Raw genomic sequence first — 19,840 nt, forward strand, 5'->3', positions numbered from 1 at the left:
AGTAGCGCTTATTCCTCTGGACGGGCCTTGCTCGGATCGATCACCGTTTCTTTTCGGCTCACAGCCGAAGCTCCAAAAAACCCTAAAGCTTTCGGTCCATTTGGGTTGCTGTTAACAACATTACTAAAAATATTTTGGACAGGCGTAGCAAATAATCCCCCGTTGGAAGCTTGCTGCTGTACCTGCTTCAGAAACTCAAAAGCCTCATTGGTGATGCTATGCAGCTCCACCCCTACCGAATTCCCAGCCGAGTAAAGAGAATCGGTCGTGATCGACTGACGTAACGGCAATATAAAAATAAGTCCGTCGGAGGGGGCACCGGCATTAAAGGCCGCATCGTAAGCAATAGATATGTTGGAGGGCCTGTCGACCCGTGCCTGTCCATCCACTACCGGCTTGATCCAATAATTATCCCCTTCCCCCACAAAGTCGCGGGCATAGAATTGGGCAATATACCCTTCCTTAGGGCCATTGTCGGGATCAATGGGCAAGGTCTCCTTCTGGTATACGACCGAATCGACCTGCGGTACCCGCCTAATCTCCGTGTCGGCCGTATAAACTTCTCCATCCGTTGTTATGGTCAGTAGGTAGGTACGGCCAATACGACCTAAGGTGTCCTGAGCGGTCCCCCATTCATAAATACCATCTTGATCGACATCCAAAAACTCATAGACGTTTCCCTCATTATCTTCGACCAGTACCGAGGCATTGGTAACAGGCGTAGCGGGGCCATTGTTAAAATAGGGAGCCGACAAGCTGAGACTAATCTGCTGCACTCCGGGCTGATTGGTTATCCAACCATCCACAACCAATTGACTTGGCCCACTATCCACATTCAGATCGATAATATCTTCGCAACCGGTCAATAGCAGCATAGCCGGTGCAACTACCAAGCTTATTCTTTTTAAAATATTCATATAGCGTTTCATAAAGGAATGTCTACTAGTAGGAGATTAAAACTTGAAATTATAGGTTACCGACGGTATAAAACTTCCAATAACAGAATACTTAACGGCCTCCGTTCGGAGGGCATTATCCTCGTTTACCTGGGTATAGACCGAGAAAGGATTTCTTCTATTATAAACGTTGTATACCGAAAACACCCATTCTCCATCCCCAGTTTTGAACAATTTACGCTTAGACTTGAGCGTAGCGGCGAGGTCGAGGCGGTGATAGGCCGGTATACGGCTTCCATTCCTAGTGCCGTCGTAATTATGCCCTAGGGCCCAGCCATTATAGCCGTATCGGTTGGTAGGGAAGGTGGCTGGCGTACCAGAGGTTATGGTAAAATTGGATGATAGGGCCAATCGGTCGGTCAGGTCATAAATAGCAACGGCTGTAAAGTTGTGGGGCTTGTCGAAACGGGCCGGAAACCAGTTGTCGTTGCTGATCGTCTCCACCTTACGCTCGGTTCTCGAAAGGGTGTAACTGACCCATCCTGTAAGCTTTCCTTTATTCTTTTTAAGATAAAACTCGGCTCCATAGGCTCGGCCATCGCCAAATAGCAGGTCGCCGGGCACAAACTGGTTCAGGAGCAGGTCCGATCCGGGCACATAGTCGATCTGATTGTATAACTTTTTATAGTAAACTTCAACAGAAGCTTCAAAGGTATTGTCGCGGAAGTTTTGGAACCAGCCTAAAGCTATCTGGTCGGCCAACTCGGGCTTAATAACGGCCGAACTCATGGTCCAAACGTCCAAGGGAGAACTTGCCGCCGTATTCGATAGCAAATGCAGATATTGGGAAGTCCTGTTGTAACTAGCCTTAATAGACGTGTTGGTGGTTATCCCCACGTTCACAGAAAACCGAGGCTCCCAATTCCCATAGGTTTTGATGACATCGCCGTCGCCATAGCTTGTTCCTGGAAATATGGGTAACTTCCTCTGTCCCTTTTCTACTTCTAGGTAATCATATTCTGTAGAAGGCCCCAAGCTCCTGTAAAAACTGTAGCGAAGCCCATACTGTAAGGAGACCCTGCCCAGCTTTTGTTCGTTACCGATATACAGGGCCGATTCGTCGGCATACCGGGGCTCCAAACTGATATCGGTAGTTTCGCCCTCCGAAATGGCCGTAGCCTTCCCAGGACGTGAATCGTAACGAATATACTGTCCACCAAAAGTCAGCTGATTGTTGGGGGTAAGGTAGTAAGTAAAATCGGGCTTAATACTCGTGCTGATAATCTTCGACTTCCAGTCAAACTTATCTTTGGCATTGGGATCATTGGTATTTTGGCCCAGGGAATAATCATAATTGCTGTAGTAGCCGGTCAGATTCATAAATAGCTTGTTAGAAAATATATGGTTCCAACGGCCTGTAGCCGTGGCATTTCCCCAGCCAAAGCCAAAATCCCCACCACCGAAGACATCCTTACCAAAATACCCCGAAGCGAAGAAAGTATCCTTATTCCCCAGCTGATAGTTGACCTTGGCCGTCAGGTCATAAAAATTGAACTTAGAGTCGCGCAAATCCTTTTTGAGAAAAGGCTTCGACAAGATATCAATATAGGAACGGCGCCCGGCCACAATAAAAGAACCCTTACCCTTCGCAAAAGGCTGCTCATAGGTAAGCCTAGAGAAAATGGTACCAATACCGCCATTTACCTCCCTTTTTTTGGAGTTCCCTTCCTTCATCCGTACATCCAGAATCGACGAGATACGCCCTCCATACTGAGCGGGAATCCCCCCCTTAATGAGCTTTACATCTTTTACTGCATCGGGATTAAAAACCGAAAAGAACCCGAACAAATGGGAAGAGTTATACACGGGCGCTTCATCGAGTAGCACCAGGTTTTGTGAAACATCGCCCCCACGCACGTTAAACCCTGAAGCCCCTTCGCCAACGGTAGTGACCCCGGGTAGTAGCTGAATACTCCTAATAAGGTCCACCTCACCTAGCAAGGCTGGCATCTTCTTAATGGTCTTCATATCCACCTTATTGACCGACATCTCTATACTGCGCACATTCTCATCGTCCCTACGCGTCGATACGGTAACCTCCTGTAACTGCTCGCTCTCCGAGCCCAGCTCAATATTCAGGGTCTGGTCGGTAGTGAGGTCTATAGTTTTGATCCGTTTTTCATAACCAATATAGCTATATACCACATTATAGTTTCCAGAAGGAAGGGTAATAGAATAGAACCCATAGGTATTGGTGGTGACACCCGTTTGGGCCTCACGGACGTATACCGATACCCCTATGAGGCCTTCGCCATTGGCAACATCCTTAACATACCCGCTGATGGTCGACTTACTTTGGGCCTGGAGACTGTAGTTCCCCAATAGAACTAGACCCATCAAACAGATTTTGAGTATTGTATTTTTCATGTACTTACTTTATTTCCAATGATTAACTTATTAATTGAGTTGATACGCATGGACGACAACTTAAATAGGCATTACCCTCATCGACAAGGGATAAAATTAATATTAAAACTATACCATAAAGGTAAATAAAACCATAGTCTCCAGACTTGGAAAAAATGATGAACCGCACCAAAATGATCATGAAAGGGCCAGAAAAGGGGTTGGGTGAGCAATCTGTTTTAGTACTTTTTCAGGATACTAATGTCACCATTTCTTTATCTTCACAATCCTCCAAAAGGATTTTATTCGATTTCATAAAAACTGGATGGATCCAGTCGGCGGCTATTTCGACGAGGGGTATGAGGGTGAACCGCCTGTCTTGCAAACGGGGATGAGGGATAGTAAGTTTCTCTTGTTGGGTTATTAAATCATTAAAATAGAGGATATCAATGTCAATAACCCTAGCAGCCCAGCGCTGAAGGCGAACCCGGCCTAGGGCCAGCTCGATGGCCAGGGCAGTTTCTAAAACGACTTCGGGGGAAAGGCTGGTTTGCACCTGCAACACCTGGTTCAAAAAAGGAGGCTGGTCGGTCACCCCCCAAGGGGCCGTTTCATAAAGAGATGAAGCACCGGTAATAGTGCCTATGCGAAGTGAGATGGCCTTAGTGGCCTGGAAAAGCAAGTCCTGGCGATCGCCCAGATTCGAACCTAGCAATAGCAATACGGTATTGGGGGCGTCATGATCCATATCAGATACAAACATAGGCTTGACAGCTCTAGACGGCCCAAGGCCTACCCAGAACTACAAGCCAAAAAAGGGACCAACCAAAGCGGATAGTCCCTTTCCAATAAATTCGTAATTTCTTAGAATGTAAGCGTGCCTTTTTCGTAAGCCTTCTGAATGGTAGATTCTACACCATTCTTATTGATCGTACGAAGGGTAGACGCCGCTACTCTTAACGTAACCCACTCCCCTGTTGAAGGCAAGAAGAAACGTTTCTTTTGTAAATTCGGGAAGAATTTACGTTTTGTTTTATTGTTAGCGTGAGAAACATTATTTCCAACGCGTGTTCTTTTTCCAGTAATTTGACAAACCTTAGCCATATCCTTATGATTTTTGCAAATGAGGGTGCAAATATAGAACCTATTGTTTTAAGATGCAACAAACATTTAAAGATAATTTCATTTTTTTTACCAGCGTACCTTGAAGCCAACTCCGTGAATATTATCTATTTTGAAGGCTGGATCCCCTGAAAGGTACTTCCGCAACCTAGAGATAAACACATCGAGACTCCTGCCCATAAAATAGTCGTCGTCCCCCCAAATCGCCTTTAAAAGGTCCTCCCTCTTGATGATCTCCCCTGGGCGTTCCACCAGGTATTTCAGCACCTCTCCTTCCCTAAACGTAAGGCTCTGGGTAGTATCTTGGAGCGTTAGGGTCAATTTTTCAAAATTAAAAGAATGAAGTCCTACCTGAATGACCCCAGGCACTTTGGAGGACTGTTCGGCGGTATGGCTCCTTCTGAGGAACACCTCGATTCTCAGCTGCAGCTCCTCTACACTAAATGGCTTAGTAACATAGTCGTCGGCCCCCAGTTTTAGGCCCTTTATCTTGTCTTCTTGCAACGATCGGGCCGAAAGAAAAAGAATAGGAACCTGGGAATCTTGCTGGCGAATATGACCGGCCAAGATAAACCCATCCACTTTGGGCAACATAATATCCAACACACAGATATCGAAATGTTCTTTTTCGAACAGGGCCAAGCCTTCTACCCCATCGCTGGCATGTACGATTTCATAATCGTACTGTTCTAGGTTGTCGGCCGTAGCGAAAGCCAGGTTTGGGTCGTCTTCTACGTATAAAATTTTCTTTTTCAAGGATCTTATCTTTTAGTTTTACTCCCTCCGGCATCGCCATGGAGCCTATCTTTATTTATCTAAAGGGATGCTTATTTTGAAAATACTACCCTTTCCTAATTCACTTTCAAGGGTCAGTTTCCAGCGGTGCGCGCGTACGATCTGCTTCACGTAGCTTAAGCCTATGCCAAAGCCCTTTACATTATGCACATCGCCATAGGTGATTCGGAAGAATTTGTTGAAGATTTTCTTCTGAAACTCTGGAGCAATACCTATGCCCCTGTCGGCCACGGCAATCACACAGCGCCGCCTTTGGTAAAGCATACTCACCACTACCTGAGGAGCATCGGACGAATATTTAAGGGCGTTGTCGACCAAATTATTGACCATGCATCGAAAATGGAAGGGATCTGCCTCCACATGGCGCTCCTCCCCTTCGGTTACTAGGCCCACCTTGCCGCCATAAGGAGCGAGCACCTGCTGAACCACTTCCGACAGGCTCATATATTCCTTCGACAAATGAAGGGCATTCTGCTCGGCCTTGGCCATAGAAAGTACCATTTCTACCTGCCCTTGCATGCGCTTGATCTCCTGTTGTACCATTTGCACATACCTTTTATGACGCTCGGGTTGGGTGATAATCTGCTCCGTATTCAGCACATCGGCCGCAATACGAATGGTAGATATAGGCGTTTGGAGCTCATGGGTCATGTTATTTACAAAATCCTTTTGGACCTCCGAAAGCTGTTTCTGCCGCAGGATAACGAATAAGGCATACGCAAAAAAACAAACCGCTACCAGCACCAAGGCCGAGGACCCAATGGCACTGTTGATACTCCCGGCTATAAAGGTCGACTGCTCCGGAAAGCGCACGCCAAAATAATATGGATACTTATTGGTTTTGATCCAATTAGAAGTCTGAGTGGGCGACTTCTCATTGTTTTTGGTACTCATCGACATCCCGTAGCGAATGCGATTGGTGGTACAATCGTAAATACCTACCTCAAAATCCGTGATTAGTTTATGCTTCTGAAAACTTTCTTTTAGGTACAGTTCCAACAGCTCGGGCTGGGTGGTAGAATTGGTATTCACCAAAAAATACTCCGCAGAAAGCTGTTCTACCGGATTGGTGGTCTGCATGACCTGATTGACCCGCGCCAGCCTATCGGCGACATCCTGCAGGGCCACATGGGCGTTCTGGTTGAACTGTCGACGGCGCAACTCTAAGGCCTGCTTCACCCAGAAAATCTGGGTGATCACTACCACCAGAATGAGCAACGCCGAAAAAACCGTTAACCATTGTATCGTTTTCCTTGACATATTTTTTTTGGTTCCACAGCAGGCATAAAGACCTACACCATGGCATCAATTAACTTATTTTAGAGTAGACCTTCCCAGGCCTTTTGAACCCTACTAACGAAATTGGCACAGTTCCAGTGCCATTCTGCCCCCTTAATCGGCCAAATGGTAATCGACTAGCCCCGGCAATGGTGCCTTTGCCACATACCCCAATTCCAAGCCCTGACTAGCAACCACCACTTCCAAAATATCCTGAAAATAATACGCTACCGATCCAGTAAAATGGATGGGTAGGTGGGAGGATTCAGGGTGTTTTTTTACATATTTCAAAACGAAGGAAGTAAAGGCGTCGTTCACCATCTGCTCTATAAAACAATGCTGCTTATGCTCGGCCATAAACCGTGTAAAAGTAGCAAAATATCGGTTGGGGAAGGGTTGTCGATAGGCTTTTTCCAATACCGACAGTCGGTTTACTTCGGGAAACTGCGCTCTAAATAGCGTATCTAAATCGGCGGGAAGGTCCTTTTGTAAAAAAGATACCAGGAGCCCTTTTCCCAGATAGGAGCCGCTCCCTTCATCGCCCAGCCAAAAACCTAAGGAACCAATGGACTTGGTGATATAGGCCCCATCATACACGGCATTATTGGCACCAGTACCCAAAATACAGGCAAGTCCTGGAGAATGCCCACAAAGGCCCCTTGCCGCTCCTAACATGTCGCTGGCCACCAACAAATGTTGTAGGGAGGGGAATAAGGACTTCAAGGCCTCCGAAACCGGCCTCGAGGACAATTCGTCGGCACAGCCTGCCCCATAAAAATACAAGCTATCGATGGGCCCCGGCAAATTGGGCAGTACCTCTTCGGCAAGTATCCGTCCCACCTCCTCCTCCTTCTGATAAAAAGGGTTGATACCGGCCGTCTGAAACTGCTCCCTTACGGAAGCTTCTTCTACCCTCACCCAGTCGGTTTTGGTAGATCCGCTATCGGCAATAAGCATTGTGGTGGTCTTCAAAGCCATGTTCCTTCTTTTAGATGTTGATCTATTTTTCCTAATTTCATATCAAAAGCGATAGAAAGCCCTATTATACCAATTTGCCCACCGCCCTAAAGCGTCCGAAAACTTGGTCGGTATGAGGAGCATCCCCAAGTTCCTTAGTCAGATCCTGACCCGCCCAGTGCTCATAATGGTGCCCGTTACGCCATAACCGCGAGGGCGACACATCGTAAATAATGCCTCCATACGCACACCAAATCTCCTCTTTATCCTGTCCATTTCTCAACGCCAATTGGGCCCTGGTATATTCCTTCATTTACTCCGTAGGTTTGTCAATTTTTTTAAGAGCCTAATTATAGGACAAAAAAAGCCCATCTCCAGATAATATTTTGATTTTAAGTCAAAAAAGTGGGAACTTGGCACTTTGTTTAGCACAAACATAAACCTGAAATATGAAAAAGAAATACGCTTTAATATGGTGTATCTTCATCGGACTCACCGTCCTTTCCTCTAGCTGCAAGAAAAAGGTAGCGCCGATCTCCGAAAGAATCGCCAAGGCTTGGTTGGCACAAGAGGTCAAATACAATAACGATGTGGTGTTTACCAGAGGAGGTAGCAACAACATTGTATTGGGCTATTCCAATTTTCGCCTTACCTTGAGTACAGTCAATGGTGAAAACAAGGTAACTTACATCGAATTTGACGGAAATAGTTTCTCGGGAACCTGGGCCCTAGACGGGGACTCCAAACTGACTCTTAGCGGGCTTACTCCCGAACCTACTGGCACAGGGGGTACCATTTCGTTTACCATCGACTCCATCGACGACAACCAAATGGTGATTACCCGCACCACTACCAGCAAAAAGACAGGCGATACCAAAAACACCTATACACTCGTCAAATAAACGGTGGTGTGCCATTTGCAACCGTCATGGAACCTTGCCGTACATTTTTACATTGATCTATCACGAGCCATTTCGTAAAAGAAGTGGCTTCTTTATTTGAAAGCCATATATTATTATGTCACAAACAAGAACGGAAATCAGTAGCTTAGGAGAGTTTGGACTGATTCAAAGAATTAATAAAGGGTATAAAACCACCCGTCCCGACAGCATTACGGGTATCGGCGACGATGCCGCCGTAATAGACCTTGGGGATGAGTTTGGGCTTCTCACCACCGATATGCTCCTGGAAGGTGTACATTTCGACCTTTCCTTCTTCCCCCTAAAACACCTTGGCTACAAGGCCATCGCCATCAATGTATCCGACATTGCCGCCATGAACGGTCGGCCTCAGCAGGTAACGGTAGGAATAGCCCTGAGCAACCGCTTCTCGGTAGAGGCCGTCGACGAATTTTATGAGGGTGTGAAGCTAGCCTGCAAAGATTTTAATGTGGACTTGGTCGGTGGCGACACCACCTCCTCCCGCTCGGGACTGATCGTATCGGTCAGCGTATTTGGCAAGGTAGCCAAGGATAAAATCACCTACCGCCATGGAGCCAAAGCCGGAGACCTACTCTGCGTAACGGGCGACCTTGGCGGGGCCTATCTGGGGCTGCAGCTCCTGGAGCGGGAAAAGCAGGTGTACCTAGCCAACCCCAATATGCAACCCGAACTGGAAGGGAAGGATTATGTAATACAACGGCAACTTCGCCCAGAAGCCCGTATGGACGTGGTCTACGAAATCGAAGAGGCCGGAGTGCTCCCTACTGCTATGATCGACCTCTCCGATGGGCTAGCCTCCGACCTGTTGCATATCTGCTCCCAGTCGGGGGTGGGCGCCGTGGTATTTGAAGACAAACTCCCCATCGACGACCAATCCTTCCTAGCCGCTACAGAGCTGAAGTTGAGCCCCATTACTGCGGCACTCAACGGAGGCGAGGACTATGAACTGTTGTTCACCGTCCCGCAGACGGCCTACGACCTCATTAAGAACAATCCAAAAATCAGCTTTGTGGGCTATATCACCGACACCCCCAACGAGGTGCTGCTGCATACCAATGGCGATAACCGAATCCCCATCACCGCCCAAGGCTGGCAACAATAGTCGGCACGTTTTGAGTATATTGACCCAAAAAAACACAATCGGAACCGGTTGTGTTTTTTTGGATTGAAGGAGAGTTTACCAGCATCCAATCGGTCCCCTTGATACGCCTACCCCCTAAAAAGGAGAACCAAAGAGCCCGTAAAACAATCAAAGTGCTGAATTTCAGTGCATTATAAATTATTTTATATTTTAAACACTCCAATATTTTTTTATTACTAAGCAAGTGCTTAGGTTTGCAAAACAATCACCAACAAATGGCAAGGAGCAAGCAATATAACGAACAAGAGGTAATCGAAAAGGCCACCGCCCTATTCTGGGAGAAGGGCTACGAAGGCACCTCGGTTCGTATGCTGGAGAAAGAAATGGGCATCAACCAATTCTCGATCTATGCCAGCTTCGGCAACAAACGCGGGCTCTTTTTGGAATGTATCCAGTGCTATAAAAAAAGATTGAAAGGAATAATAAGTACCCTAGAGGCTTCGAAGGACGGACTAGGTGGCATTAAGCAGTATTTCTATGACTTTGTGGCGTTTTCTAAGGAGAATGGCATAAAAAAAGGATGCCTGGTGAGCAATACCGTTAACGAATTAGGCCCTGATTCCGACGCACAATTGATGCAGGAACTCATGAAATTCTCTGGCGAAATCCATACCTTATTCCGCGACAAACTAAAACAAGACCCGACCAAAGATATGGAAACCATAGAGCGGCAAGGCCATTATTTGTTGGGCTCCATGCTAGGCCTATCGCTGGTTTCAAAAGTTTTTACCCAAAAGCAAATTGCCGACTATATCGAAACGATATTCTCTAATTTGTGATTTTTTTTGACCTTTTTCTAAGCGATTGCTTAGAAAAAAAAATTAACCAACCAATCATCAATAAAACCATGAGTGCATTTAAATTACACGACCTTGAGTCGGCCCCTGAGAACAGCAAACCTCTCCTAGAAGAATCTAACAAGGCCTTCGGGATGATCCCCAACCTACATGCGGTATTGGCCGAGTCGCCGAATATTCTAGAAGCCTACAAAACTTTACATCAGTTATTTGCGAGCTCTTCCTTCAATAACGACGAGCTCACCGTAGTATGGCAAACCATTAATGTAGAACACGAATGTCATTATTGCGTACCAGCACATACCGGCATTGCCCATATGATGAAGGTAGATGCCGCCATTACGGATGCATTACGGAATAGAACGGCACTTCCTTCCGACAAATTACAGGTATTACACGATACCACCCTATCGATAGTGCGCAACCGAGGAAGGATTTCTGAAGAAGAATTAAACGCATTCTATACCGCCGGATACACCCAGCAAAACGTTCTAGATATCATTTTGGGGCTTTCGCAAAAAGTGATCAGCAACTATACCAACCATATCGCCGACACACCGGTAGATGCTGGCTTCAAAAAATTTGCCTGGGAACCTACTACTGTATAATAACCCTAGCCAGGTGGCCTCCCCCTTGCGTAAGGCCACCTGGATTCGAACCATATAAACAAAAACATATCATGGGTATTTCAATCAATAACAGAGTCGCTTTAGTAACGGGTGCCAACCGTGGAATTGGCAAGGCCATCGTAGCATCGCTGATCGCCCATGGGGCGCAAAAAGTATACCTGGTCGTTCGTAACCCCACCTCTACGCAGGAATTGGAGGAGCAGTACGGCACTAAAGTGCAGACCATACAGGCCGATGTAGCCGACTCCGCTAGCATAAAGGCCTTGGCTCAACAGGCTACAGACGTATCCATCGTGATCAATAATGCCGGCATAGGCACCCCCCACTCCACCCTAGGAGACGATGTGGAGGCCGATTTCCAAAAACAATTGGACGTGAACGCCTTTGGCTTATTACGCATAGCGAATGCCTTTGCCCACATTTTGGAAAAGAATAAAGGGGCCCTTGTACAACTTAATTCCATAGCTTCCATCAAAAATTTTGCCCAGTTATCCACCTATTCGGCCTCTAAAGCGGCAGCGTACTCTTTAACTCAAGGATTACGAGTAGAATTGGGAGCCAAAGGGGTTACTGTAGTGAGTGTTCATCCGGGCCCCATAGCCACCGACATGGGCGTTGCAGCGGGTTTTAAGGATGGAGCTTCTCCTTCCGTAGTAGCGGAGGGTATTATTACCTCCCTACAAGATGGTGACTTCCATTTGTTCCCCGACCCCTTGGCCAAGCAAATTGAAGGCGCTTACCAAAGTTTTTCTGATCACGACGTCATGGCCGATCTTTCTTAATTCACCTAAAACCATTTGCTTTATGATTAAGCTAACCGTTTTGTATCCCAATGTTGCAGACCTAAAGTTCGACAAGGACTATTATATCGAAAAACACGGACCATTGCTGACCGATTTATTAGGTGATGCCTTAAAGTCTGTCGATGTAAATATGGGGCTAAGCGGGGTAAGTCCCGACCAGCCGGCCCCCTATGTAGTGATTACCAACCTTACTTTCGACTCCCTAGAATCCTTTCAAGGATCCTTTGGTGTCCATGCAGAAAAGATTTTGGCCGACCTCCCTAACTTTACCAACGTGCAACCGGTGGTACAAATCAGTGAGGCCGTTTAGTCGGATCCTGTATAAACAATAATGATGTCTCCGCACAAATCTTGCGCATCTAGTTGATTAATCCCATTATGGCCTTGGGGTTAATCGTCTCTCGCCCTAGCCCATATATACCCATATAATTTTTCCAAAAAAGGAGTTTCTAGCAGATAGAGTCAGCCTACTGATCTTATTTTCGTAAATTTGAAAATAAGATCAGTAAATTGACTCTAGATGGTCAAGTTAAAATCATTCTCAAAGGAACAGATTCTTACTAGAATAAAGTTTGAAAACCCCTGGTGGAGTACAGGTAAATATCCGCAACGATATCATAGATAAAGTATTACTACGGGATCTGCCAAGTCTGTACGGTATCCAGGACGTCCAAGAACTAAATGCATTATTTACAACGATAGCCTACAATTCGGGCAATGAATTCACCTATGATGAGTTGTCCATAGGATCGGGTGTATCCAAGAATACCATAAAGAGATATATAGAATATTTGGAAGCAGCATTTTTAATCAAAGTTGTGAATTAAGATAGATAACAACGCTAGAAAATTCAAAAGAGCTACTTCATTTAAAATTTACCTTACTAACCCATCCTTAAGAAGTGCTCTATTTTCCCCTATTGGCAAGGACGACGACTTCATGGGCAACCTGGTTGAAACGGCTATTTTTTCTCAATGGAATCATAATATTGATTTTACCCCATACTATGCCCGTTGGAAAAGGGGTGAGGTGGATATCGTTCGTCTTTCTGAAAATAGGCAAAAACCTGTGTGGGCAGTCGAAATCAAATGGAGCAACCGCTTTGTAAAAAGCCTCAATAAGCTTGCAGGATTAAAGTCATTTTGCATTTCCAATAACCTTAGTCGTACTTTAGTTACTACTCTGGACATCGAAGAAACTAAGGAGGATGATGGGTTAATTTACGATTTCACACCCTGTAGCCTCTACTGCTATACCGTCGGAAGAAATGCCGTGGAAGACAAACAACAAAACCTCTCTATGGCAATCAACCACTAAAGGTGATTTTCGAAATTTAATAAGCAGTGTTTTGAACTGCCGTTTGGTGGCCAATTAATGGCTATCATCGGGTATGCAATAGGAACACTAACTGGGGTTAGGTATTTGAAGACTACGACCCTTCGTGTACTATTGTGTATTCTGGTACTTATAGGATTTGGATCATTCAATACAAAACCCAAATGGATATCACTTTTCAACGGCAAAAATCTTGAAGGATGGTCCACCAGTGACAACGCTACTTGGGAAGTGAAGGATGGTGTAATAACCGGAACCGACGGTAGAGGTCATCTTTATGCCAATCCTTTTTTGAAAGACCTAGAAATTAAGGGTGAGCTCAGAATCAGCAGTCAGGGTAATAGTGCGAACGGAGGTTTATATTTTTCGAGCCAATGCGCCTGCCAAGGATCCAATGCTTTCCCACAGGGATATGAAGCCAAAATCTGCAACAGTCAGGATGCCTACACCGGTTGGCCTTGGAAGCCAGGAACACCAACGGGAAAAGCCAGTGCCTTACTTACAAAAGATGGAGAATGGTTCCCAATGCGGGTTCAGGCTATTGGTAGTACCATAAAAATTTGGGTGAAGGATCAGCTTGTTATGACCCAAATTGATGATACATACAACGAAGGCCATTTTGCATTACAATGCCATAATGCAGGTATGATCTTTGAAGCAAGGAATCTTTATTATAAAAAGCTCAAATAGTTAAAATAGGGATTGAATTCAATCTCTTCCAAACCAACTTCACTGTGAATTCTCTCAAATCTAAAGGCCGGAGCGGTTATAGGTAAATCGGTGTGCTTTCGGAATTTGGTGGGAGCATAGGCATGGTACCATCACTTCGGCGATCCGACGTCTGTGACGGTTTCGGTTACACGCAGTAATCGGTCGGCATGGTCATATTCAAAGGTTTGGATATGGGCTTTGTCACTGCCGTTACAGTTTGTACCCAAGGTCATACAAGTCCCGGACAGTTTGGATGGGGCGGTATTCCCCTTCATAATAGGTGACGGCCGTGAGCCAACCGCCTGGGCTGCCGTTGCCCGGCAGCATCCGAGTCCGCCCGCCTGTTACCTGTCCCTTTACGGATGTATTGGCCGAGCCATAATAGCCCGCCGCATAGTCAAAGCCACTAGGCTTCTGAAAACCATAGTCGTCATAAAAAGTGATGGTGAGCAAATGGGCTTCTGTGGCGCTGGTAGGTGCCGTCTGACTGAGGGAATATCCTGCCGTGCTGCCATTGGCCCAATTTTCGTGGTGCTGGGTGCCGCTATCGACCGTCCCGGCCAGGGTGGCTCGGTTAGAAGATGAACTTATTTCGCCGGTTACGATGGGTCGGTTGAGACCATCGTATTTGATAAAGGCCCATACGCCCCGGGCGGCCTGATTGGCATCCCTGCTATACACCAGCCGGTCGTACTGGTCATATACCAGTTCGGTAACACCCCCTCCGGGAATCTTTTTGACGATCATCCGTCCCCTTTCGTCAACTATAATGGCGGCTTGCTCAAAGAAGTTGTCATTGAAGACAAAAACACCACCCAGCAATTAAAACTGATTCAGGAACTCGAAGACGAAGACAGGAGCACAATTTTTAAACTCGGCGATAAAATGCTCACCAAAAAGAAGTTTAAAGAATTCTTTAATCAAAATGTAGCGGCGCTGTAATAGCAAAAACGCCCCGAGTTACCGGGGCGTTTTGATTTGATACTGAACATAAAAGCTAAATACCCATAGCTTTGGCTATTAGTCTCTCACGTAAAAGCTGTGTGATAAAAAAAGTAATTATGCCTATCAACGATATCCACTCCTGATACTTGATCACCCAATAGATAAAAGGGCTGCTGACAAGTAGCCACTCTAATAGTAACTTTTGTTTGAGTAACTTTTGACTCCATACAATAAGTAATAGATCTGCTACGATCAACGAGATTATAAACAGGCCCCAGAAAATCATTCCATAGAGACAAATTAATATCAAGCCAGCTACGACCGACTGAAAAATATTATAGTTCAGATTGCTGTTAGAATAATTTAAAATAACAGCGTAGAAAAGAGTAACTATAAAGACGCCGAATATATTGATCCAATTCGTGGTCAGTATTTTCATGATATTATGGTTGTATAGTGGGTTTATTACGATTCAGATCGTTCCACTCGGCTACGGTATAGTTTGTTTTCCCGTGCTGTACGCCAGTAAAAACGCCTTTACTGTCCATCGTTACCCTAAAATTTGCCGACATCATGGATCTGTTATTGTTCCCGGGCAGGCTTGAATATGGATTTCCGTTAGCCGGGCTGACGCCGATAAACAACTGGTTGCCCTTCGTATCACCAATAAGTGTTCCTGCTGCGGGGAATGCGTCACCTTTTTGGACCGCGCTAACATCCAGCCTCCCCGCTTTCACATTCTCTGTCATGGTAAAGTCGGTGTTTACATTTATATCAGGTGTTGGGATGCCCCGTTCCTTAGTTAACGGATTACTTCCAGCCATAGAAGCGGTAAATGAGACGGTATTGCTTCCATCCTTATTCGACGTGGCGGTAAAGTTGGATATTTTTCCTCTATCGTCAGTGGCAGTAGCTGTTCCTAACACGGGGTGTGAAGAAGGGCTGGATGACGCTCCTTGATTTGAATAAGACTGCTTGGAGGGGTCAACAGTAAACGAATGGGAAAGTCTGGCAGTTACATTTGTTGCAGTACTGTAACCAATGTCGTTTACTTAAGAACTATAGTCTCTTATAGTTCTTAAATTTAATCTCTCATTCATTGTAATTAGCCTTTGATTTTGGTTTGCCCATCGGTGGTTTATTGTTATTACCACTTCGATTTAAGTCATCAGGTTTACTACTATTCAATTTCGTTGGTCCGGCTTCCCACTGTGGTTGTCCTTGAAGAGTAACATCGTTCATCGCATTTATACTTTAAACAAAGCTGTAAGGGGTAAAAACAGCAAGAGCCCCGATCACTCGAAACGCACTACCTATTTTTCGTAAATCTCAATCTCTAGATATTCAACCCCATCTTCCTCATAGAAGTCCAAAACTATTTCCTTTCGTAAATCTTCTTGCGTAAAAGTAATTAACCCAGATAATAGAGCATCAAAGGGAAAGTCAAAATCGAAATTATCGAAGGAGTTCATCAATAAAGTTCCGCAATCTCTTGAGTATTTGGTAAATACGTAATATCCCACTCCTAATACTTCATTGATTTTAATTATTTCTTTTAGCTTATTTTTTTCATCGAATAATATTTTCGTCGAAAATATTAAGTTTTTTGCAAGATTCTGTTGACGTATTTCATCTGTTTCTACAATAGATAATAAATCAGTTGGACCAATATGGATTTTTAGAATCTTATTGAGCTCTGCCAGATACAGCGGTACATCTTGCTTACCAAATAATCTCCTTCGTTTTTGTTCAGTTGTTTCCATTAATAATTAACTTTTGATTTATCGCTATCTAGCCTAGGTCTACCGTAGTTATTCATTTTTACATGACCATCAGCATCTCTTTTTACAGGACCTGCTTCCCAATGCTTTTCATTTGGGTGGCTTCTATCCATGGTCTGTTGTTGTACCGACTTGGTTTCTTTACCACCTCCTTTTTTCGGAACCTCATAACTATATTCTCTGCCCGATGCATTCCTAGATTGTGAAGACGGTTGCTGACTAGTTGGAATTCCGGCATCTCTCATAGCTTGACGTCTTGCAGCTTGTGATGTCTCTGCAACGACTTCTTTGCCTGCTTTTACAACCTGAGATTCTACACTGGTCTTAGAAAGCAAATTCCCAGGATTGGCCGGGCTTGAACCCGCAGTAGCTACCAAAGCTACGTCACCGACCGCATTTACTGCTTCTCTTACCTGTCCGGATAGCGAATTGTCAACGGCTTGCCTGCTGATCTGGGTCTCAAACGTCTGATTTCCGTCACCATCTACTTTGTACCCGGCCCGGATATCAGAATTAAAAGCCCTGGCTGCCGTATTAATGATCGCATGTTTGGTATCAAAGAACGCCGTTGTTACCAGCCTTGCGATCAGGAAAGGGTCATCACCAGGCCCGTCTGGGTAAGTACCATTAGGGTCGCTCCGCAAGATAGGGTTATTCCAGCCATACTGATAGGTGGATTGATCTTCCTGAGTATCCGTAACCGGATCAATCTGCATAAACCGCCCAACGGTCGGATCATAGAACCGTGCTTGAAGATCAATATATCCCGTAGCAACCTGAGTTTCTTTACCCAGGAAGTTGTAGCGGTTAATGGCGTTACGTGCCGCTGGGATTTGAACTGGGCTGTTTCGATCGATCTCCAACCCAAAAGGATAGTAATCAGTTTGTTGCAAGATATCTCCTTTTTCACTAAAAACTAGTCGAACATTCCCAAGATGGTCTTTAAGATAATAGTCAAAGCGAAGCGTATCACCAGAGGGAACCATTTGCCCTTCCGAAGTAGCAATTCGTTTCAACACATTCGAAGCATCATACTCAAAAGCAGGATGGCCTGCCCCGCCCGCGTATTTGATATTTACTGTATCGCCAGCATACTTATGTTTTATACCAAGCCCGGGGTCGCGCACGACTCGTAATCATACAGAAAATTCTTCCCACCAACAGCAACTGTTTTGGGCAAATTCAAATAATTGTAGGTAAGTACCGCCCCCCGATTCCCATCAGAAGTCATGTTGCCATTAGCCCGGGGTCGCGCACGACTTATAAAGATATGAACTGGCTCCACTTATCACACCGGAATTATTCCCACTAGCATCGCTGATAGCCGACAGCGGAACGCCGCCCGACCGATTGCCGATGTAAGAATAAGTCAGATTATCCGTCTCGCTTCCATACCACGGCAAGGTTGTGATAAAATGCTGACCAATAAGCGTTTTAAAGATTTCTTCGCCAAAAATGTAGTTGATCTGTAAATAAAAAAAAGCCCCAATTATAGGGCTTTTTGGTTATTTAGCGATATTTAGTAATGAATATGAATCATGAAAATAAAAAGTCTTGACCTCTTTTCCTCGTATCACTTGGGTAATAAAAGTTCGATAGCCTCCTAAAATTTTATGTTTGTCTAAACTAGTCGTATCGAAGCGTTCAGCGTTGCTTTTCAATGGGTCTTTCCATAGATTATAATTAATACTTGTGGTATCAATTTTTAACATATACCCTTTTTTCAAATAGATAATATCTGTTTCTTTAAACACCAAAACCTCATTTCTCTTTTCATTCCAAATGGCTCCTTCTGATTTCAAAGAAGGCTCATCAACTCGCTCAATAAGAAATAATGTATCTGATTTAACGAAGTAGTTGCTTAATCGTTTTCTGTTTGAAAAAGTAGTTATAGCAATTCTTTTATCAAAATCCGCTTGTTGTTTTAATATGTTCTTGTTCATTTTTACAAATTGGTTTTGTGATATACAACTTGTAAAAAATATACTAAATAATAGAATTCCTATGTATTTCATCTTTTCCGATAGTTTATTGGTTTGAAAAATAGACTGTTACCTTTTGAGTCAATAATTCTTGTTGAATTATCTGGCATATTAATTCCATTTGGGTCTCTTAGAACTCCATAATGTGTTCTTAAAGGCAATCCATTTTCCGACCTAAATTGATTTTCACGATTAGTTGAGTATTTTTCAGCCTCTAAATAGCCATTCCAAGTTGTGTTTGTATTTAGAGTTCCTTTTAAATGGTCTTCGGCGTGGGCTAATTCATGCCCTAAGCTAATGTATGAGGGTGCTGTCGAGACTCCACCTTTCGCACCTTCTGTAGGTATTTGTGCACCACTATTTTCAATAAAACCTACACTATGGGTAGCATCAATATATTTATTTGATGTTGACATACCAATTGTTACGGTTTGGGCATCGTATGAAAGAAAATCAACCATTTGTCGGCCCTCTTTTCCCAATCCTAATCTACCTAATGCACCTCCCACTTGTGCAATGAATTTATCACCACCAGAATAAGCTGTTCCATCTGCATTATAGAAACTATATCCGCCTTGTTGGGTATAGCCATAATGTACTCTTTGTGTTTGGCTGTTAGAATCGAAGTAATTAACCACCAAACTATCGCCATTCATATCGGTATATCTGAGGGGATTACCACCAAAGGCAGAATAAGGGGAAAGGTTATAATATTTATCGGCATATCGGTCGGGTCGATTCCAATGAACTGTTGCAGGGTCAAATAATCTATTTCCAAAGTCATACGAGTTGAATTCGGGCATTTTCTCTTGTCCTTGGAATAAGTATCTATTCACCCCATTCCTCGAATTCAGCCCCACGACGGGGCTGTTTCTATCCATCTCTAGTCCAAAGGGATAGTAATCCGTACTCTGCAATATATCTCCTTTTTCACTAAAAACTAGTCGAACATTCCCAAGATGGTCTTTAAGATAATAGTCAAAGCGAAGCGTATCACCAGATGGAACCAATTGCCCTTCCGAAGTAGCAATTCGTTTCAACACATTCGAAGCATCATACTCAAAAAAACCTGCATATTTGGCGGTAATCGTATCCCCAGCATATTTATGTTTTGTACCACCCGCATCATAATCGTACGTAAACGTTTTAGAACCAATAGCAACCGTTTTGGGTAGATTCAAATAATTATACGTTAGGGTAGCAACTCTGTTACCGTCGCTGGTCATGTTTCCATTAGCCCGGGGTCGCGCACGACTCATAAGCATAAGCACTAGCCCCGCTTTTAACCCCCGTATTAATTCCACTCGAATCATTGACAGCC

General features: G+C 44.5%; 25 protein-coding genes. 11 read left to right on the top strand and 14 right to left on the bottom strand.

Going from position 1 to position 19,840, the window contains the following annotated elements; genetic code table 11:
* Window positions 1-8: 8 nt before the first annotated feature.
* The 8 genes from CLV98_RS16360 to CLV98_RS16395 all read right to left on the bottom strand — a co-directional run bounded on the left by CLV98_RS16360 (window position 9) and on the right by CLV98_RS16395 (window position 7,767).
* Window positions 9-917 (bottom strand): DUF4249 domain-containing protein, encoded by a 909-nt coding sequence (locus CLV98_RS16360; RefSeq protein ID WP_229203421.1) that lies wholly within the window; start codon window positions 915-917, stop codon window positions 9-11.
* Window positions 918-953: 36 nt separating this feature from the next.
* Window positions 954-3,323 carry a TonB-dependent receptor gene (locus tag CLV98_RS16365; RefSeq protein ID WP_109675859.1) on the bottom strand — a complete coding sequence of 790 codons (2,370 nt, stop codon included), beginning with the start codon at window positions 3,321-3,323 and terminating at the stop codon, window positions 954-956.
* 229 nt (window positions 3,324-3,552) lie between these two features.
* Window positions 3,553-4,065, bottom strand: a complete 513-nt coding sequence (gene folK / locus CLV98_RS16370) for a 2-amino-4-hydroxy-6-hydroxymethyldihydropteridine diphosphokinase (protein ID WP_229203422.1) — start codon at window positions 4,063-4,065, stop codon at window positions 3,553-3,555.
* A 101-nt stretch (window positions 4,066-4,166) separates the two neighbouring features.
* On the bottom strand, window positions 4,167-4,406 hold the full coding sequence (rpmB, locus tag CLV98_RS16375; protein ID WP_025765038.1) for a 50S ribosomal protein L28: 240 nt from the start codon (window positions 4,404-4,406) through the stop codon (window positions 4,167-4,169).
* An 87-nt stretch (window positions 4,407-4,493) separates the two neighbouring features.
* Window positions 4,494-5,180 carry a response regulator transcription factor gene (locus CLV98_RS16380; protein ID WP_109675864.1) on the bottom strand — a complete coding sequence of 229 codons (687 nt, stop codon included), beginning with the start codon at window positions 5,178-5,180 and terminating at the stop codon, window positions 4,494-4,496.
* A 51-nt stretch (window positions 5,181-5,231) separates the two neighbouring features.
* Window positions 5,232-6,479 carry a sensor histidine kinase gene (locus CLV98_RS16385; RefSeq protein ID WP_109675866.1) on the bottom strand — a complete coding sequence of 416 codons (1,248 nt, stop codon included), beginning with the start codon at window positions 6,477-6,479 and terminating at the stop codon, window positions 5,232-5,234.
* Between the two features lie 132 nt (window positions 6,480-6,611).
* The gene (locus tag CLV98_RS16390; RefSeq protein ID WP_229203423.1) at window positions 6,612-7,475 is read right to left on the bottom strand and encodes an N-acetylglucosamine kinase; all 864 of its coding nucleotides are present in this window, start codon (window positions 7,473-7,475) and stop codon (window positions 6,612-6,614) included.
* Between the two features lie 64 nt (window positions 7,476-7,539).
* The gene (locus tag CLV98_RS16395; protein ID WP_109675868.1) at window positions 7,540-7,767 is read right to left on the bottom strand and encodes a cytochrome b5 domain-containing protein; all 228 of its coding nucleotides are present in this window, start codon (window positions 7,765-7,767) and stop codon (window positions 7,540-7,542) included.
* Window positions 7,768-7,903: 136 nt separating this feature from the next.
* On the opposite strand from CLV98_RS16395, the gene CLV98_RS16400 reads away from it, so the two are divergent.
* From CLV98_RS16400 to CLV98_RS16440, 9 genes are all read left to right on the top strand, one after another.
* Entirely contained in the window at window positions 7,904-8,356 is a 453-nt protein-coding gene (locus tag CLV98_RS16400; protein ID WP_109675870.1) for a hypothetical protein, read from the top strand.
* Between the two features lie 115 nt (window positions 8,357-8,471).
* Window positions 8,472-9,497: a thiamine-phosphate kinase gene (gene thiL / locus CLV98_RS16405; protein ID WP_109675872.1), complete on the top strand. Its 1,026-nt coding sequence runs from the start codon at window positions 8,472-8,474 to the stop codon at window positions 9,495-9,497.
* Between the two features lie 254 nt (window positions 9,498-9,751).
* Window positions 9,752-10,315 (top strand): TetR/AcrR family transcriptional regulator, encoded by a 564-nt coding sequence (locus CLV98_RS16410; RefSeq protein ID WP_109676007.1) that lies wholly within the window; start codon window positions 9,752-9,754, stop codon window positions 10,313-10,315.
* Between the two features lie 68 nt (window positions 10,316-10,383).
* Window positions 10,384-10,941 (top strand): carboxymuconolactone decarboxylase family protein, encoded by a 558-nt coding sequence (locus tag CLV98_RS16415; protein WP_109676009.1) that lies wholly within the window; start codon window positions 10,384-10,386, stop codon window positions 10,939-10,941.
* A 71-nt stretch (window positions 10,942-11,012) separates the two neighbouring features.
* Complete coding sequence (locus CLV98_RS16420) at window positions 11,013-11,744, top strand: SDR family oxidoreductase (protein ID WP_109675874.1); 732 nt, start codon at window positions 11,013-11,015, stop codon at window positions 11,742-11,744.
* 22 nt (window positions 11,745-11,766) lie between these two features.
* Window positions 11,767-12,075, top strand: coding sequence for an EthD family reductase (locus CLV98_RS16425; RefSeq protein ID WP_109675876.1), 309 nt, complete (start codon window positions 11,767-11,769; stop codon window positions 12,073-12,075).
* A 262-nt stretch (window positions 12,076-12,337) separates the two neighbouring features.
* Window positions 12,338-12,592: a DUF8612 domain-containing protein gene (locus CLV98_RS16430; RefSeq protein WP_109675879.1), complete on the top strand. Its 255-nt coding sequence runs from the start codon at window positions 12,338-12,340 to the stop codon at window positions 12,590-12,592.
* Between the two features lie 112 nt (window positions 12,593-12,704).
* Window positions 12,705-13,082 (top strand): hypothetical protein, encoded by a 378-nt coding sequence (locus tag CLV98_RS16435; RefSeq protein ID WP_510185939.1) that lies wholly within the window; start codon window positions 12,705-12,707, stop codon window positions 13,080-13,082.
* A 105-nt stretch (window positions 13,083-13,187) separates the two neighbouring features.
* Window positions 13,188-13,790 (top strand): 3-keto-disaccharide hydrolase, encoded by a 603-nt coding sequence (locus tag CLV98_RS16440; protein ID WP_158281280.1) that lies wholly within the window; start codon window positions 13,188-13,190, stop codon window positions 13,788-13,790.
* Window positions 13,791-14,021: 231 nt separating this feature from the next.
* On the opposite strand, the gene CLV98_RS16445 is transcribed toward CLV98_RS16440, so the two are convergent.
* Complete coding sequence (locus CLV98_RS16445; protein WP_109675884.1) at window positions 14,022-14,558, bottom strand: hypothetical protein; 537 nt, start codon at window positions 14,556-14,558, stop codon at window positions 14,022-14,024.
* Window positions 14,559-14,588: 30 nt separating this feature from the next.
* On the opposite strand from CLV98_RS16445, the gene CLV98_RS16450 reads away from it, so the two are divergent.
* Window positions 14,589-14,753, top strand: a complete 165-nt coding sequence (locus tag CLV98_RS16450; RefSeq protein WP_109675885.1) for a transcriptional regulator — start codon at window positions 14,589-14,591, stop codon at window positions 14,751-14,753.
* Between the two features lie 446 nt (window positions 14,754-15,199).
* Here the strand turns inward: CLV98_RS16450 and CLV98_RS16460 are convergent, their stop codons facing one another.
* A complete protein-coding gene (locus CLV98_RS16460) occupies window positions 15,200-15,505 on the bottom strand; it encodes a hypothetical protein (protein ID WP_146202297.1) in 306 nt (101 codons plus the stop codon).
* A gap of 37 nt (window positions 15,506-15,542) precedes the next feature.
* On the opposite strand from CLV98_RS16460, the gene CLV98_RS23470 reads away from it, so the two are divergent.
* Window positions 15,543-15,716, top strand: coding sequence for a hypothetical protein (locus tag CLV98_RS23470; protein WP_158281281.1), 174 nt, complete (start codon window positions 15,543-15,545; stop codon window positions 15,714-15,716).
* A 353-nt stretch (window positions 15,717-16,069) separates the two neighbouring features.
* Here the strand turns inward: CLV98_RS23470 and CLV98_RS16465 are convergent, their stop codons facing one another.
* From CLV98_RS16465 to CLV98_RS16480, 4 genes are all read right to left on the bottom strand, one after another.
* Window positions 16,070-16,519 (bottom strand): hypothetical protein, encoded by a 450-nt coding sequence (locus CLV98_RS16465; protein ID WP_109675890.1) that lies wholly within the window; start codon window positions 16,517-16,519, stop codon window positions 16,070-16,072.
* Window positions 16,519-17,664, bottom strand: a complete 1,146-nt coding sequence (locus CLV98_RS16470; protein WP_109675892.1) for an RHS repeat domain-containing protein — start codon at window positions 17,662-17,664, stop codon at window positions 16,519-16,521. Before CLV98_RS16470 ends, CLV98_RS16465 begins: the two co-directional genes overlap by 1 nt.
* 378 nt (window positions 17,665-18,042) lie before the next feature.
* On the bottom strand, window positions 18,043-18,480 hold the full coding sequence (locus tag CLV98_RS16475; RefSeq protein WP_146202298.1) for a hypothetical protein: 438 nt from the start codon (window positions 18,478-18,480) through the stop codon (window positions 18,043-18,045).
* Window positions 18,481-18,548: 68 nt separating this feature from the next.
* Window positions 18,549-19,700 (bottom strand): M91 family zinc metallopeptidase, encoded by a 1,152-nt coding sequence (locus tag CLV98_RS16480; protein WP_158281282.1) that lies wholly within the window; start codon window positions 19,698-19,700, stop codon window positions 18,549-18,551.
* Window positions 19,701-19,840 lie beyond the last annotated feature (140 nt).

This window comes from Dyadobacter jejuensis, from assembly GCF_003149085.1.
In the GTDB taxonomy this organism is placed as follows: domain Bacteria; phylum Bacteroidota; class Bacteroidia; order Cytophagales; family Spirosomataceae; genus Dyadobacter; species Dyadobacter jejuensis.

Excerpts from the sequence above, each read along its gene's own strand:
- CLV98_RS16360 (WP_229203421.1), bottom strand. The coding sequence starts at position 917 with ATGAATATTTTAAAAAGAATAAGCTTGGTAGTTGCACCGGCTATGCTG.
- CLV98_RS16365 (WP_109675859.1), bottom strand. The coding sequence starts at position 3,323 with ATGAAAAATACAATACTCAAAATCTGTTTGATGGGTCTAGTTCTATTG.
- folK (WP_229203422.1), bottom strand. The coding sequence starts at position 4,065 with ATGTTTGTATCTGATATGGATCATGACGCCCCCAATACCGTATTGCTA.
- rpmB (WP_025765038.1), bottom strand. The coding sequence starts at position 4,406 with ATGGCTAAGGTTTGTCAAATTACTGGAAAAAGAACACGCGTTGGAAAT.
- CLV98_RS16385 (WP_109675866.1), bottom strand. The coding sequence starts at position 6,479 with ATGTCAAGGAAAACGATACAATGGTTAACGGTTTTTTCGGCGTTGCTC.
- CLV98_RS16390 (WP_229203423.1), bottom strand. The coding sequence starts at position 7,475 with ATGGCTTTGAAGACCACCACAATGCTTATTGCCGATAGCGGATCTACC.
- CLV98_RS16395 (WP_109675868.1), bottom strand. The coding sequence starts at position 7,767 with ATGAAGGAATATACCAGGGCCCAATTGGCGTTGAGAAATGGACAGGAT.
- CLV98_RS16400 (WP_109675870.1), top strand. The coding sequence starts at position 7,904 with ATGAAAAAGAAATACGCTTTAATATGGTGTATCTTCATCGGACTCACC.
- thiL (WP_109675872.1), top strand. The coding sequence starts at position 8,472 with ATGTCACAAACAAGAACGGAAATCAGTAGCTTAGGAGAGTTTGGACTG.
- CLV98_RS16410 (WP_109676007.1), top strand. The coding sequence starts at position 9,752 with ATGGCAAGGAGCAAGCAATATAACGAACAAGAGGTAATCGAAAAGGCC.
- CLV98_RS16415 (WP_109676009.1), top strand. The coding sequence starts at position 10,384 with ATGAGTGCATTTAAATTACACGACCTTGAGTCGGCCCCTGAGAACAGC.
- CLV98_RS16420 (WP_109675874.1), top strand. The coding sequence starts at position 11,013 with ATGGGTATTTCAATCAATAACAGAGTCGCTTTAGTAACGGGTGCCAAC.
- CLV98_RS16425 (WP_109675876.1), top strand. The coding sequence starts at position 11,767 with ATGATTAAGCTAACCGTTTTGTATCCCAATGTTGCAGACCTAAAGTTC.
- CLV98_RS16435 (WP_510185939.1), top strand. The coding sequence starts at position 12,705 with ATGGGCAACCTGGTTGAAACGGCTATTTTTTCTCAATGGAATCATAAT.
- CLV98_RS16445 (WP_109675884.1), bottom strand. The coding sequence starts at position 14,558 with ATGATCGTCAAAAAGATTCCCGGAGGGGGTGTTACCGAACTGGTATAT.
- CLV98_RS16460 (WP_146202297.1), bottom strand. The coding sequence starts at position 15,505 with ATGACAGAGAATGTGAAAGCGGGGAGGCTGGATGTTAGCGCGGTCCAA.
- CLV98_RS23470 (WP_158281281.1), top strand. The coding sequence starts at position 15,543 with ATGCCCCGTTCCTTAGTTAACGGATTACTTCCAGCCATAGAAGCGGTA.
- CLV98_RS16465 (WP_109675890.1), bottom strand. The coding sequence starts at position 16,519 with ATGGAAACAACTGAACAAAAACGAAGGAGATTATTTGGTAAGCAAGAT.
- CLV98_RS16475 (WP_146202298.1), bottom strand. The coding sequence starts at position 18,480 with ATGAACAAGAACATATTAAAACAACAAGCGGATTTTGATAAAAGAATT.